The following is a 13,755-nucleotide window of genomic DNA, read 5'->3' on the forward strand; positions in this document are numbered from 1 at the left end:
TGCCTCGAAGCGCGCCTTTCGGCGCTTCAGCGCCCCGAACAGCGCTCTCGGCTGCCACGACCGATCAGTCGGCGCCGAGGCGGCGGAGCGCGTGCTCGACGAGCGCCAGCACCGTCGCCCGGCGGATCTCGGCACGGTCGCCCGAGAGCGCGAGCTCGGTCGCCTCGGCCTCGTCGCCGTCGCCGAACGACAGGCCCAGGTACACCGTGCCGGGCGGGCGGCCGCCCTGCCAGTCGGGACCCGCGACCCCCGTCGTCGCGAGGCCGAGGTCGGCCGGGCGCCCGTCGATCGCGAGCGCCGTCCGCACGCCGCGCGCCATCTGGCGGGCGACCTCGGGGTGCACCGGGCCCTCGCGATCGAGCAGCACGTCGTCGACCCCGAGCAGCGAGCGCTTCACGGCGGTGTCGTAGGCCACGACGCCGCCGGAGACCACTGCCGAGGCGCCCGGCACCGAGGTGAGCTCGGCCGTGGCGAGCCCGCCCGTGAGCGACTCGGCGACGGCGACGCGCAGGCCTCGCCGGGTGAGCAGCTCGATGAGCGACTTGGTCGACGCCTCGACGGGAGGCATCCGGTCGCCCGCGTCGGCGTTCACGACGACGCTCCTCAGCTCGCGGCGCCCGCGCCCCGCGCGAGGCGCACCGCGTCGCGGACGTAGAGCAGGCCCGACCAGAGCGTGAGCACGAGCGCGAGGCCCATGACCGCCCAGTTCACCCACAGGATCCAGTCGCCGACGATCGTCCACAGCGGCACGAGCGCGAGCGAGATCGCCACCGCCTGCACGACGGTCTTGAGCTTGCCGCCCGAGGAGGCCGGCACGACGTTGCCCCGACGCAGCTCGACGAGGCGCCACACCGTGATGCCGACCTCGCGCACGATGATGAGGATCGTCACCCACCACCACAGTTCGCCGAGGATCGAGAGGCACACGAGGGCACCGCTCGTCAGGAGCTTGTCGGCGATCGGGTCGAGGATCTTGCCGAGGTCGGTGATCAGCCCGCGCGAACGGGCGATGTGCCCGTCGATGCCGTCGGTCGCGATCGCGACGATGAACAGCGCCGCCGCCCACCAGCGCAGCGGGCCGTCGGCGCCGTCATCGGCGAGGAGCAGCCAGAAGAAGACGGGCGCGGCGAGGATGCGCACGACGGTGATGGCGTTGGGGAGATTCCAGTTCGCCGATCGCCCGGGGGTGCCGGCGGAGGAGGTCATACGCCCAAGGATAGCGGCCGCCGATCAGTCGCGACCGGTGAGCCCCCACGCGTCCTCGTCGCCGTCGGCCTCGACCTCGGGCAGGCCCTCCATCTGGCGGGCGAGCGGGTCGTCGTAGCGCGCATCGGGTGCGTCGTACGCCTCGGTCGGGGCGGGCGCGCCGCCGAGCGGGCCCTGGGTCGACTGGCCGGCCCCGGACGCCTGCGGCGCAGCAGCGCCCGCTCCGCCCCCGGCACCGCCCGCGGGCTCCTCGCCGCGGAGACGCGCCAGCACGCCCGGCAGCTGCTCGGCCGTCACGAGCACATCGCGCGCCTTCGATCCTTCCGAGGGTCCGACGATCTCGCGCGACTCGAGCAGGTCCATCAGGCGCCCGGCCTTGGCGAAGCCGACGCGGAGCTTGCGCTGCAGCATCGAGGTCGAGCCGAACTGGGTCGACACCACGAGCTCGGCCGCGGCGAGCAGCAGCTCGAGGTCGTCGCCGATGTCGGAGTCGATCTCCTTGCGTTCGACGGCGGCCGCGACATCCTGCCGGTACTCGGGGCGCGCCTGGCGCGTGACGTGCGTGACGACCTTCTCGATCTCGGCCTCGGTGACCCAGGCGCCCTGCACGCGCAGCGGCTTCGACGCCCCCATCGGCAGGAAGAGGGCGTCGCCCTGGCCGATCAGCTTGTCGGCGCCCGGCTGGTCGAGGATGACCCGGGAGTCGGTGACGCTCGTCACTGCGAACGCGAGCCGCGACGGCACGTTGGCCTTGATGAGGCCGGTGACGACGTCGACCGAGGGTCGCTGCGTCGCGAGCACGAGGTGGATGCCCGAGGCGCGCGCGAGCTGCGTGATGCGCACGATCGAGTCCTCGACGTCGCGCGGGGCGACCATCATGAGGTCGGCGAGCTCGTCGACGACGACCAGCAGGTACGGGTACGGCTTGAGGCGGCGCTCGCTGCCGGCGGGCAGGATGATCTCGTCGTTCACGACGGCCTTGTTGAAGTCGTCGATGTGGCGGAACCCGAACGACGCGAGGTCGTCGTACCGCATGTCCATCTCCTTCACGACCCACTGCAGCGCCTCGGCCGCCTTCTTCGGGTTCGTGATGATGGGCGTGATCAGGTGCGGCACCCCGGCGTACGGTGCCAGCTCGACGCGCTTCGGGTCGATGAGCACCATGCGCACGTCGGAGGGCTTCGCCCGCATCAGCAGGCTCGTGATCATGGAGTTCACGAAGCTCGACTTGCCCGAGCCGGTGGAGCCGGCGACGAGGAGGTGCGGCATCTTCGCGAGGTTCGCGACGACGTAGCCGCCGCCCACGTCCTTTCCGACGCCGATCGTCATCGGGTGCTTCGCACCCACGGAGGCCTGCGAGCGCAGGACGTCGCCGAGCGTCACGGTCTCGCGGTCGGCGTTCGGGATCTCGACGCCGATCGCGCTCTTGCCCGGGATGGGCGAGAGGATGCGCACCTCGTTCGAGGCGACGGCGTACGAGAGGTTCTTCGAGAGCGCGGTGACGCGTTCGACCTTCACGCCCGGGCCGAGCTCGATCTCGTACTGCGTGACGGTCGGGCCGCGCGAGAAGCCCGTGACCTTCGCGTCCACCGAGAACTGCTCGAGCACCCCGGTGATCTGGCGCACGACCTCGTCGTTCGCCTGCGAGCGCGTCTTCGCGGGCGGACCCGCCGCGAGCGTCGACGCCGACGGGAGGAAGTACGGGCGCTCGGGTGCGTCGTCGCCGATGCCGTCGAACTCGGATGCCTCGGCGCCGGCGCCGCCTGCCGCGCCGCCCTGATCGTCGCCGAAGTCGGCGGCCGCGTCGTAGAGGGGCACCACCTGCGTCGCGCCGGCATCGTCGCCGCGGAGCCCGCGACCCGCCTGCGGCGCCTCGCCCGTGAACTGCTGCAGCGCCGACTCGGCGCGCTCGAGGTCGCCGAGCACCTCGGAGCCGTACTCCCCCGCGACCGCACCGCCGCCGGCGCCCTCGATGGGGCTGTCGAAGCTGCCCGCCGCCGATCCCTGGCCGAACACCTCGGTGAGGCCCTCCACACCGGGCGCCTCGAACTCGGGGTCCTCCTCGCGGTTGGAGGCGTTGCGCCGCCACCACGGCAGGAGCCCGGCCGGCTCGGCCTCGTCGTCGCCATCGCCGTCGATGCCGTCGAGTTCGGTCTGCACGCTCTTGCGCCGTTCGCGCCGCGAGGGCTTCGGCTCCGCCTGGGGCTGCTCCGCCTCCTCGGGCGCCCCGAACAGCCAGGCGTACAGCTCGCGGAACCGCGCCGGAATGCGGTTCGGCGGCGTCTTGGTGATGATGAGGAGCGCCAGCAGCACGAGGAGGATCACGACGATCGTCGCACCCACCTCGGTGAGGAGCAGGATGAGCGGGGTGGCCAGCATCCACCCGAGGATGCCGCCGGCGCGCGCGAGCACGGCCATGCCCTCGCTCGGCGCCGGCTGCCCGCCGAAGATGTGGCAGAGCGCGGAGACGCTCACGAGCAGGATGCCGAGCCCGATGCCGATGCGCGTGTTGTCGTGCACCGAACTCGGGTGCCGGAACAGCCAGACGGCGAAGATCAGCATGATGACCGGGAGCGCGAACGCGACCCGGCCGAACAGTCCGCCGAAGCTCCACGAGTCGAGGGTCTGCGCGACCGGCTCGTTGATGAAGAACCACTCGACGACGGCACCGGCGATCGCGAGCACCACGATGAAGAACGGCAGGCCGTCGCGGCGCTCCTCTTTGCTGAGCGTCTCGGGGCCGAGCGCGCGTGCCGCGCCGCCCGAGAGATGGGCGAGGCCCATCCACGCCTTCACCAGGAGGTTCGGACCCGCCTGCTGCCCCGCCGCGGGCTTCTTCGCCGCGGCTCCCCGCGTCGACTGCGCGGGCAGCTTCTTGGTCGGGGCCGTGCGCGAGCCACTGCCGCGGGAAGTGCCCGAGGCGCGCCCGTTCGACTTGGTGCTCGTAGCCATGGGGTCAACGTTACGGCCGACAGCCGACCCTCGCCCGCATCACCGGGCGAGTGTCTGCGATCCGCTGTCCGCTCGGGCGTCAGCCGCGCTCGACGCGGCGACGCCGGGCCGCGGCGGCGAGGAGCACCCCGAGCAGCAGGGCTCCGCCCCCGAGCACGGACCACACCCCGGTCTCGATACCCGACTCCGCGAGTTCGCCTCCGCCACCTGCCGGGGGCGCCGGCGTCTCCGGCGGGGTCGTCGGCGGCGTGGTCGGCGCGTTCGCGAAGTTGTCGAGCTCGATCGAGACCATCGAACTCTCACCGACCGTGAACGAGACCGTTCCATCGGCGTCGGGCTCGAGGACGACGCCGTCGACCGTCCAGGTCGGCGTGCCCCAGACGACCCCGTCGATGTCGGGGTATTCGACCTCGGTCAGCGCGATGACGGTGCCCGGCGGCAGGTCGGCGATGACCACCGTCTGACCGAACGGGATCACGAGCGAACCCGCGTCGACGCCGTCTCGGACGTAGTCGACGACGAACACCGTGCCATCGGGCACGAGACCGGCTGCCGCACCGCTCAACGTCTTCTCGATCGTGAACGTGCTGCTTCCGGGTGTCGTGGCGCACGGCACCTCGCCCTTGAAGAAGTACGCGTGGGTCTCGCCGCTGCCGAGGCTCGTCGCGAGATCGTCGGAGATCACCTGGCCGTCGAGCGGCGATCCGCCCACGGTGAGATCGACGTTCGGCGCGTAGATCGAACCGTCGATGCGTCCCTCGCCGACGGCGGACTCGATCGTCACGGCGCCGGTCACCGCGCTCAGGTCGTAGAAGATGTAGTTCTTCGTCGCGCCCTCAGCTCCGAACGGCGCCTTGATCACGGTGGTTCCCGCAGGAACCCGGACGATCAGCGGGTTGGTCGGACCGAGTTGCACGAACGGCTCGAACTGGACCTGGATGGCGCCGCGATCCTCGTACGTCACGACGTTGGGCCGATCGGTCGCGACCCCGGTGAGCACGAGCCGCCCGCCCGACTCCTCGAGGATCGTCGGGAACGCGGCGAGTCCGTTCGCCGGGTCGGCGACGTCGGCGAGGCACTGGGCGGCCTCGTCGTACGTCCAGGTCATGTCGGCCTCGACGTAGTCGGCCACCGCCGGCAGCTCCGTCGTGATGGCGGCCTCGGACTCGGCCGCCGAGACGAAGGGGAGCGCCGCCACGTCGATGAGGGGCGGATCGTCCGCTCCGGCCGCGGACAGCCGGTAGCGGGTGAACCCGCCGCGCTCGAAATAGCCGAACGCCGGATCGCCGTCGACGACCTTGAGGATGCCGTCACGGGCGGGGTCTCCCCCGCTTCCGGCGTTCGAGATCTGGACTCGGCCGTCCGACGACGCGTCGTAGGAGCCGATCAGCAGCCGGGTCGGGTCGCCGTCCACCGTCGGGATCTCGTAGTCGGCCGTGCCGGCCGTGAAGTGGATGACCGGGTAGGTGCTGCCCGCGCGCACGCTGAACGTGCCGCCCACGGCGACCGCTCCCTCGGTCTCACTGCCGCCGAGATCCGCGTCGCCGCGCGCGTAGATCGAATAGCCGCCCGCCGCGACGAACGGGTTGAACGACTCGGGCGTCGCGGCGTGCGCCGTCGAGACCTCGCCGAAGCCCACGGCCGCGGGTGCGGCCAGGACGACGCCGAGTGCGGCGATCGTCGCGACGAGGCGACCGCTTCGGCTGTTGCGTGACATGCATCTCCCCCCAGAGCGCGCGCACGACCCGGCCACTCCCAGTGGTCGTCGTTCGGGAAACCTCGGGTTCGACGAGCGTCGGTGCGCGACTCCCATCGTATCCGCGTGCTCGACGAACAACCGGAGCGACGCAGCAACTCGCCCGTTCAGCTCAGGCGAGCGTGCGCACCATGGTGTCGCGCCCGCCGACCGTCTCGACGACGGCGAACCCCTCCGAGCGGTAGAGCACCCCGGCGAAGTTGCCGTGCTCGACGGAGAGCGTCAGCCTCGCGAACCCGGCCGAGCGCGCGGCATCCGCGAGCCCCTGCAGCAGCGCCCGCCCGACGCCCTGCGCCCGCCACAACGGGCGCACCCCGATGATCAGCTCGGGCACGCCGGTCGCCACGAAGCCGTGTGCGCGCTGCTCGACCGAGAACAGGCGGTACCAGGCCGCGCCGACCGGGCGTCCGCCCTCGTCGACGGCGACCACGCCGCGATCGGCGGGCCGCTGCCAGCCGGCGATGTAGCCGCGCGAGATCGGGTCGGCGAGCACGTCGGGCCGCGGCCGCGTCGCGCCCTGCCGCCAGTTCGCCGCCTCGACGACCATGTCGGCGAGGAACGCCCCGTCGGAGGGGGCGGCTGGGCGCAGCGTGAACGTCGACATGCGGCGGATGCTACGACCGAGGTGTTTCGTCCGTGTTTCGCGTGACGCGGAGCGACACCCGATCACGGACCCGCCCGCAGGCGGGGCCCGTGACCGCGGGCGACTCGCCTACGCCTCGATGACGAGCGGCACGAGCATCGGGCGACGGCGCAGGCGCCGGTTCACCCACGTGCCGAGCGTGCGACGCACGAGCTGCTGCAGGGCGTGCGAATCGCGCACCCCGTTCTGCGCGGCGTCGGCGAGGGCCGCCACGATCTTCGGCTTGACGTCCTCGAACACGGCGTCGTCCTCGGCGAAGCCGCGGGCGTGGATCTCGGGGCCCGAGATGACGCGCCCGGTCGTGGCATCCACGACGACGATGACCGAGATGAAGCCCTCTTCGCCGAGGATGCGGCGATCCTTGAGGTCGGCGTCGGTGATCTCGCCGACCGTCGACCCGTCGACGTAGACGAAGCCGAGGTCGAGCTGGCCGGCCTCGCGCACGACGCCGTCGGTCATGTCGTAGACCGTGCCGTTCTCGCCGATGAAGACGTTCTCGGCCGGAATGCCGGTGTCGCGGGCGAGCTTCGCGTTCGCCTGCAGGTGACGGTACTCGCCGTGGATCGGCAGCACATTCGCCGGCTTCAGGATGTTGTAGCAGTAGAGCAGCTCGCCCGCCGCGGCGTGGCCCGAGACGTGCACCTTCGCGTTGGCCTTGTGCACGACGTTCGCGCCGAGCTTCGTCAGCCCGTCGATGACGCGGTAGACCGCGTTCTCGTTGCCCGGGATGAGGCTCGAGGCGAGGATCACCGTGTCGCCCTCGCTGATCTCGATCTGGTGGTCGCGGTTCGCCATGCGGCTGAGCACCGCCATCGGCTCGCCCTGCGAGCCCGTCGACATGTAGACGATCTTGTCGTCGGGGATGTCGCCGGCCTTCTTGTAGTCGACGAGCACGCCCGCCGGCACGTTGAGGTAGCCGAGGTCGGCGGCGATCGTCATGTTGCGCACCATGCTGCGGCCGAGGAGGGCCACGCGACGCCCGTTCGCGTGGGCAGCGTCGAGCACCTGCTGCACGCGGTGCACGTGGCTCGAGAAGCTCGCCACGACGACCTTCTTCGTCGCCCGCGAGATCACCTGGTCGAGCACGGGGCCGATCTCGCGCTCGAGCGGCGTGAAGCCCGGGACATCCGCGTTCGTGGAGTCGACCATGAACAGGTCGACGCCCTCTTCACCGAGCCGCGCGAACTCGCGCAGGTCGGTGAGGCGGCCGTCGAGCGGCAGCTGGTCCATCTTGAAGTCGCCCGTCGCGAGCACCGTGCCCGCGTCGGTGATGATCGCGACGGCGAGCGCATCGGGGATCGAGTGGTTCACCGCGACGAACTCGAGGTCGAACGGGCCGAGCTCCTCGTGCTGCCCCTCCTTCACCGTGTGGGTGTAGGGCGCGATGCGGTGCTCCTTGAGCTTCGCCTCGACGAGCGCGAGCGTCAGCTGGGAGCCGATCAGGGGGATGTCGCGGCGGAGCTTCAGGAGGTAGGGCACCGCGCCGATGTGGTCCTCGTGGCCGTGGGTCAGCACGACGCCGACGATGTCGTCGATGCGGTCGCGGAGGAATCCGAAGTCGGGCAGGATCAGGTCGACGCCCGGCTGGTGCTCTTCGGGGAAGAGCACGCCGCAGTCGACGATGAGGATCTTGCCGTCGATCTCGTAGCTCGTCATATTGCGGCCGACCTCTCCGAGGCCGCCGATCGGGATGATGCGGAGCGTCCCTGCTGCGAGCGGAGCGGGATCGATGACGGTGTCGGGCACAGTGCCCTCCTTACGTTGCGGTGTTCAGTTCGGTGCGACGCTCACGGCGCCGCGGATGTCTCGTGGTGAGGTGGACCGCCCCCCGCTCAGCGGGTGGTGCCGGCCACCTTCGGCAGGGCGCCGCCGGCGGCGGCGTTGCGGTCGGGTCGGAAGTTGTGGAAGTCGACGCCCGGGATGCCGCTCACGAGGTCGATCTCGTCCTCGATGAGCGCGGCCTCCCACTCTTCGGGACCGACGAGGGGCAGGCGCACCCGCGGGCTCGAGATGCGTCCGAGGCCGTGCAGGATGTACTTCGCCGCGACCGTGCCCGGCACGTGCGTCATGACGGCGCGCACGAGCGGCTCGAGCTGCTGGTGCGCCTCGGTGGCCGCCTTCAGGTCGCCGCGGTTCACCGCGTCGACGATCGTGCGGTACGGCGCCGGGGCGATGTTCGCCGTGACGCCGATGAGCCCCGTCGCGCCGATCGCGAGGTGCGGCAGCACGTTCGCGTCGTCGCCCGAGAAGTACATGAGGTCGGTCTGGTTCAGCACCCTGCTGACCTCGGAGAAGTCGCCCTTGGCGTCTTTCACGGCGAGGATGTTCGGGTGCTTCGCGAGCCGCAGGATCGTCTCGTACTTGATCGGCACACCGGTGCGGCCGGGGATGTCGTAGAGGATCACCGGCAGGTCGGTCGCGTCGGCGACCATCCTGAAGTGGGTCAGGATGCCGGCCTGGGTCGGCTTGTTGTAGTACGGCGTGACGATCATGATGCCGTCGGCGCCGGCCTGCTCGGAGTGCTTGTAGAGCTCGATCGCGTGGGCGGTCTCGTTCGAGCCGCCGCCCGTGATGATCTTCGCGCGCCCCGCCGCGACGTCTTTTCCGACCTCGACGAGCCGGATCTTCTCGGGGTCGGTGAGGGTCGACGTCTCACCGGTGGTGCCGGTGACGACGATGCCGTCGGCACCGCCCTCGATGAGGTGATCGATGTGCTTCTCGACCCCGGGCCAATCGACCTCGCCGTCCGCCGTGAACGGCGTGACGAGCGCGACGAGCACTTGTCCGAAGGGGTTCTCTTGAGTCACGCCCACCAGCGTATCGGTTCGAGCGGATGCCTCGGGGCGGGGTTGCGCGCGGTGTCGCCGTGCAGCGCTGCGATCCGGCACCTGCCCGGCGCCACACGCCGCGCCGTGCGTCGAGTTGCAGGACCGGACTGGCGACACGCCGTTGTCGGGGCCGCTTCGCGCCGGATGCTCCTGCGACTCGTCAACTCACCCGCATCGTCCACGGCGCACCGTGGCGTGTCGAAGGATCAGGCCTGCGACACGCCCGGATACGGCCGACGGGGAACCAGCTCAACCGACGACTCGTCGAGCACGTCGCCGACGAGCCCGGTCGACCGCAGCGAGAATCGCCGCCTCGACGAGCGGCCAGTCGTACACCACGAGCGCGTAGTCGAAACGCAATGTCTCGAGCCCGTGCGCCGAAGCGACCGCATCGCGCACGAGGTCCTTGTGCCGTGAGCCCGGCGAATCCGCGTGGCCGGGCACGCCGTCGACCTCGATGACGATGAGGTCATCGAGGACGAAGTCGACGCGCCCGACTCCGGGAATGCGAACCTGGGACGCAGGATCAAGGCCGGACGGTCGAAGCCGGAGTCGGAGCAACGACTCGAGACCGCTGTCGGCGTCCCATCGTGCGAAGTCGACGAGATGACGATGCCGAATCTGCAGCCGCCCCCGAAGCCGCTGCAACTCGGATCTCGACAACCGACGTTCGCGCATCGCGGATTCGAGTGCGACGAAGAAATGCTCGGCGCCCTGACACTGGAGCACCTGCACGAGCGCATCACCGATCGAGGCCATGCCGCCGCGGTTCGTGCTCGCGGTCCAGTGGATGGCGCACTCGCAGTCATCGTGCGGCCGGCGGCGCCCAGTCGGGGGCATCGACACGTGGACGCGATCGTCGCGATCGATGAGCCAGAGTCCTTCGGCCTGCAGCCGGCTGACGCACCCCAGCGTGCCGCCGTGGAGCACCGCGGTGATGACGTCGGCACCGGTGTCGGGAGTCGCGTACACCCCTTCGCGCACGCGCCGCACTTCGCCCGCGTCGAGTGCTGCTCGGAGGGAGTGTCGATCGACGCCGACGCGGGCGAGCTCAGCGGTGCGTGCAACTCCGCCGAGGCTTTCGCACCACCGGCGAACCTCGACCGTGTGAGTGCGCATGCCACGATCCTGCCGACCGCGGCTGCGACTGTCCCCGCGTTCGGGTGGATGGTGCGGAACGCGTGCGAGAGCGGGCTGTGGAGGAACCGTGACCGACGGCACCTTCGCCGAGTCGAAGGAGCCGATCGAGGAAACGCGCCCGCCCGGCGGCGCGTCGCCCGTACGGTCCCGCGACTCGCTCCTCGCTCCCCGAGCAGTGTGGCGAGTCGCAGGACGCGATCAGGGAGGCTGCCCGTTCCATCGGCGTGTTGCGCGTATCGTCCTGCAACTCGCTCCGCCCCTCACCACTGAGCGTGTCGGGGGGGGCGTGTCGCGCCAAGGGTCCCCGCCCGATCGGTCAGGCGCGGCGGTAGGTGAGGAAGCGGTAACGGACGCCGGTGCGGGAGGTGTGCATGCCGTCGGCCGGGTCGGCGGCCACGAGCGAGAAGCCGGCCGGCACGGCCGGGGCCAGCACGTCACCGGGCTCGGGCGAGAAGCCGTCGGGGTGCTCCAGTTCGGTCACCTCGAGACGGACGGCACGGTCGATCGCCTCGGCGAACAGCTGCCCGCCGCCGATGACCCAGACGTCGCCCGCACCCGCGGCGAGCGCGAGCGCCTCGTCGAGCGAGCCCGCACGTTCTGCGCCATCGTCGGCCCAGTCGTGCTGCCGGGTGACGACGATGTTGCGGCGCCCGGGCAACGGCCGGTACCTGGGCGACAGCGAGTCCCAGGTCTTGCGTCCCATGATCACGGGTGCGCCGAGGGTCACCGCCTTGAAGTGCGCCAGGTCTTCGGGCACGTGCCAGGGCATGCCGCCGTCGCGGCCGATGACCCCGCCCTCGGCCTCTGCCCACACCAGCCCGATGCGCAGCGACGCCGAGGCGTCCGAGCGGGTCGGCGCCGAGGCATCCGCGCTCATACGGCGACGGCGGCGCGGATCGCCGGGTGGTGCTCGTAGCCCTCGACCACGAAGTCGTCGTACTCGTAGTCGAAGATCGACGCGGGCGTGCGCGTGAGTCGCAGGGTCGGCGGCGCATACGGAGCTCTCGTGAGCTGCTCGCGCACCTGCTCGACGTGGTTGTCGTAGATGTGGCAGTCGCCGCCCGTCCAGACGAAGTCGCCGACCCCGAGGCCCGTCTGCGCGGCGACCATGTGGGTGAGCAGCGCGTAGGAGGCGATGTTGAACGGCACGCCGAGGAAGAGGTCGGCGCTGCGCTGGTACAGCTGGCACGAAAGCTTGCCGTCGGCGACGTAGAACTGGAACAGCGCGTGGCAGGGGGCGAGGGCCATGTCGGGGATGTCGGCGGGGTTCCACGCCGAGACGATCAGCCGGCGCGAGTCGGGGTTCTCGCGGATCTGCGCGACGACGTCGGCGATCTGGTCGATGACCTCGCCCGAGGGCGTCGGCCACGAGCGCCACTGCACCCCGTAGACCGGGCCGAGCTCGCCCTGCGCGTCGGCCCACTCGTCCCAGATGGTGACGCCGTGCTCGCGCAGCCAGCCGACGTTCGACGAGCCCTGCAGGAACCAGAGGAGCTCGTACGCGATCGACTTGAAGTGCACGCGCTTCGTCGTGACGAGGGGGAACCCCTCGGCGAGGTCGAACCGCAGCTGGCGCCCGAAGACGCTGCGCGTGCCGGTGCCGGTGCGGTCGGTCTTCGGCGTGCCGTGCTCGAGCACGTCGCGCAGGAGGTCTTCGTACGGGGTCGTGATCGTCTCGGCCATCGCATCAAGGCTAACCCCGAGGATGCTCCGCGGTGCCGTCATCCGCCGTCACAGTCGCCGTGTCATGGTCGGCGCTGCCTACGCTCTGACCATGGACCTTCTGCCCGCGCTCGCGATCGGCGCCGCGCTCGTCGCCGTGGCGACGGTCACGGGCCTCGTCTGGCGCGCGGCACAGGGTCGCGCGGTGCGCGGCTCGGGCGCGCGGGTGCGCCCCGGCGAGATCGGGGTGGCGGTGGGCGGCTTCGGCGAGCAGGCGACGCTCGTGCAGTTCTCGACCGAGTTCTGCAGCCGCTGCCCGGCGACGGCGCGCCTGCTCGGCGCGATCGCCGACGACGAGCCCGGCACCCGTCACGTCGAGATCGACCTCACCCATCGGGCCGACCTCGCCGCGCGGTTCCGGATCAGCCAGACCCCCACGACGCTGCTCCTCGACGCCGACGGCGTCGAGCGCGCCCGCATCGGCGGGGCGCCGCGCGCCGAGGTGGTGCGCGCCCGACTCGACGACATCCTCGGGAGGAACCATGTCGGCATCCACTGACCGCACCGCCGAGCCGGCCACGGCCGAGCGCGGCATCGACCCCCGCGGTCCGCGCTTCGGGGCGGCGATCACCGCCACCCTGCTGCTCGTGACGGTCGTGCTCGCCGTCGCGGGCGCCGCGACGGCGGCCTTCTGGTTGCTCGTCGCACTCACGGCGCTCTTCGCGTGGGGGGCGTTCGCCGGCATCCGCCGCCATCCCTTCGGGCTCCTGTTCGCGAAGTTCGTGCGGCCGCGGCTCGCGCCGCCCGCCGAGCTCGAGGACCCTCGGCCCCCGACCTTCGCCCAGGGCGTCGGCTTCGCCGTGGCGGCGGCCGGCGTCATCCTCGCCCTCCTCGGCGTGCCCTACGCGGTGCCGATCGCGGCGGGTGCGGCGTTCATCGCGGCGTTCCTCAACGCCGCCTTCGACTTCTGCCTCGGCTGCCAGCTGTACCTCCTGCTGGTGCGGGCGCGGGTGATCCGCACGGCGTGAGCACGAGGCATCCGGCCATGCGCGAGCACGCCGCCACGACGGCGAATCCACTCGCCGCGGCGGACCACTGCCCCGGTAGGCTGAGGTTCCGGCTCGAAGTGGAGGAACCCGATGGCAATCACGAGTGAAGCGACGACCGTCTGGAAGGGCACGCTCTTCGAGGGCTCGGGCGAAGTCGGCCTCGACTCCTCGGGGCTCGCGAGCTTCCCCGTCAACTGGAAGGCCCGTTCCGAGGGCGTGGCGAACACGACGAACCCCGAAGAACTGCTCGCCGCGGCGCACTCCTCCTGCTTCTCGATGGCGCTCTCGCTCGCACTCGCCCAGGCCGGCAACCCCGCCGAGAGCATCCAGACGACGGCCGCGGTGACCTTCGAGGCCGGCAAGGGCGTGCTCGGCAGCCATCTGCTCGTGAGCGCCCGCGTGCCCGGCCTCAGCGAGGCCGAGTTCGAGGCCTTCGCGAACGACGCGAAGGCGGGCTGCCCGATCTCTCAGGCGCTCGCCGGCATCCCGATCACGATCGAAGCCGAACTCGCCTGAGCG

13 protein-coding genes are annotated in these 13,755 nt (G+C 71.2%); 3 read left to right on the forward strand and 10 right to left on the reverse strand.

The window, feature by feature from the left end; genetic code table 11:
• Positions 1–64 precede the first annotated feature (64 nt).
• The 10 genes from ACFVAJ_RS00215 to ACFVAJ_RS00260 form a co-directional block, all read right to left on the reverse strand.
• Positions 65–568, reverse strand: a complete 504-nt coding sequence (locus ACFVAJ_RS00215) for a CinA family protein (RefSeq protein ID WP_376942430.1) — start codon at positions 566–568, stop codon at positions 65–67.
• A 35-nt stretch (positions 569–603) separates the two neighbouring features.
• Positions 604–1,206, reverse strand: a complete 603-nt coding sequence (pgsA, locus tag ACFVAJ_RS00220) for a CDP-diacylglycerol--glycerol-3-phosphate 3-phosphatidyltransferase (RefSeq protein WP_376940778.1) — start codon at positions 1,204–1,206, stop codon at positions 604–606.
• A gap of 24 nt (positions 1,207–1,230) precedes the next feature.
• Positions 1,231–4,158 carry a DNA translocase FtsK 4TM domain-containing protein gene (locus ACFVAJ_RS00225; protein WP_376940779.1) on the reverse strand — a complete coding sequence of 976 codons (2,928 nt, stop codon included), beginning with the start codon at positions 4,156–4,158 and terminating at the stop codon, positions 1,231–1,233.
• Between the two features lie 79 nt (positions 4,159–4,237).
• The gene (locus ACFVAJ_RS00230; RefSeq protein WP_376940780.1) at positions 4,238–5,875 is read right to left on the reverse strand and encodes a collagen-binding domain-containing protein; all 1,638 of its coding nucleotides are present in this window, start codon (positions 5,873–5,875) and stop codon (positions 4,238–4,240) included.
• 151 nt (positions 5,876–6,026) lie between these two features.
• Positions 6,027–6,518: a GNAT family N-acetyltransferase gene (locus ACFVAJ_RS00235; RefSeq protein WP_376940782.1), complete on the reverse strand. Its 492-nt coding sequence runs from the start codon at positions 6,516–6,518 to the stop codon at positions 6,027–6,029.
• 108 nt (positions 6,519–6,626) lie between these two features.
• Positions 6,627–8,303: a ribonuclease J gene (locus ACFVAJ_RS00240; protein WP_157422705.1), complete on the reverse strand. Its 1,677-nt coding sequence runs from the start codon at positions 8,301–8,303 to the stop codon at positions 6,627–6,629.
• Positions 8,304–8,389: 86 nt separating this feature from the next.
• A complete protein-coding gene (gene dapA, locus ACFVAJ_RS00245; RefSeq protein ID WP_376940784.1) occupies positions 8,390–9,364 on the reverse strand; it encodes a 4-hydroxy-tetrahydrodipicolinate synthase in 975 nt (324 codons plus the stop codon).
• A gap of 270 nt (positions 9,365–9,634) precedes the next feature.
• On the reverse strand, positions 9,635–10,504 hold the full coding sequence (locus ACFVAJ_RS00250) for a type IV toxin-antitoxin system AbiEi family antitoxin domain-containing protein (protein WP_376940785.1): 870 nt from the start codon (positions 10,502–10,504) through the stop codon (positions 9,635–9,637).
• Positions 10,505–10,841: 337 nt separating this feature from the next.
• The gene (locus ACFVAJ_RS00255) at positions 10,842–11,402 is read right to left on the reverse strand and encodes a dihydrofolate reductase (protein WP_376940786.1); all 561 of its coding nucleotides are present in this window, start codon (positions 11,400–11,402) and stop codon (positions 10,842–10,844) included.
• Positions 11,399–12,208 carry a thymidylate synthase gene (locus tag ACFVAJ_RS00260; protein WP_376940787.1) on the reverse strand — a complete coding sequence of 270 codons (810 nt, stop codon included), beginning with the start codon at positions 12,206–12,208 and terminating at the stop codon, positions 11,399–11,401. The genes ACFVAJ_RS00255 and ACFVAJ_RS00260 overlap by 4 nt, the downstream gene beginning before the upstream one ends.
• 91 nt (positions 12,209–12,299) lie before the next feature.
• Here ACFVAJ_RS00260 and ACFVAJ_RS00265 point away from each other — a divergent pair, with 91 nt between their 5' ends.
• From ACFVAJ_RS00265 to ACFVAJ_RS00275, 3 genes are all read left to right on the forward strand, one after another.
• On the forward strand, positions 12,300–12,746 hold the full coding sequence (locus tag ACFVAJ_RS00265) for a TlpA family protein disulfide reductase (RefSeq protein ID WP_376940788.1): 447 nt from the start codon (positions 12,300–12,302) through the stop codon (positions 12,744–12,746).
• Positions 12,730–13,215, forward strand: a complete 486-nt coding sequence (locus tag ACFVAJ_RS00270) for a DUF4395 domain-containing protein (RefSeq protein ID WP_376940789.1) — start codon at positions 12,730–12,732, stop codon at positions 13,213–13,215. The genes ACFVAJ_RS00265 and ACFVAJ_RS00270 overlap by 17 nt, the downstream gene beginning before the upstream one ends.
• Before the next feature lie 111 nt (positions 13,216–13,326).
• Positions 13,327–13,752, forward strand: coding sequence for an OsmC family peroxiredoxin (locus ACFVAJ_RS00275; RefSeq protein ID WP_157422698.1), 426 nt, complete (start codon positions 13,327–13,329; stop codon positions 13,750–13,752).
• The last annotated feature ends 3 nt before the right edge of the window (positions 13,753–13,755 follow it).

This window comes from Agromyces sp. NPDC057679 (assembly GCF_042799635.1).
Taxonomy (GTDB): Bacteria; Actinomycetota; Actinomycetes; order Actinomycetales; family Microbacteriaceae; genus Agromyces.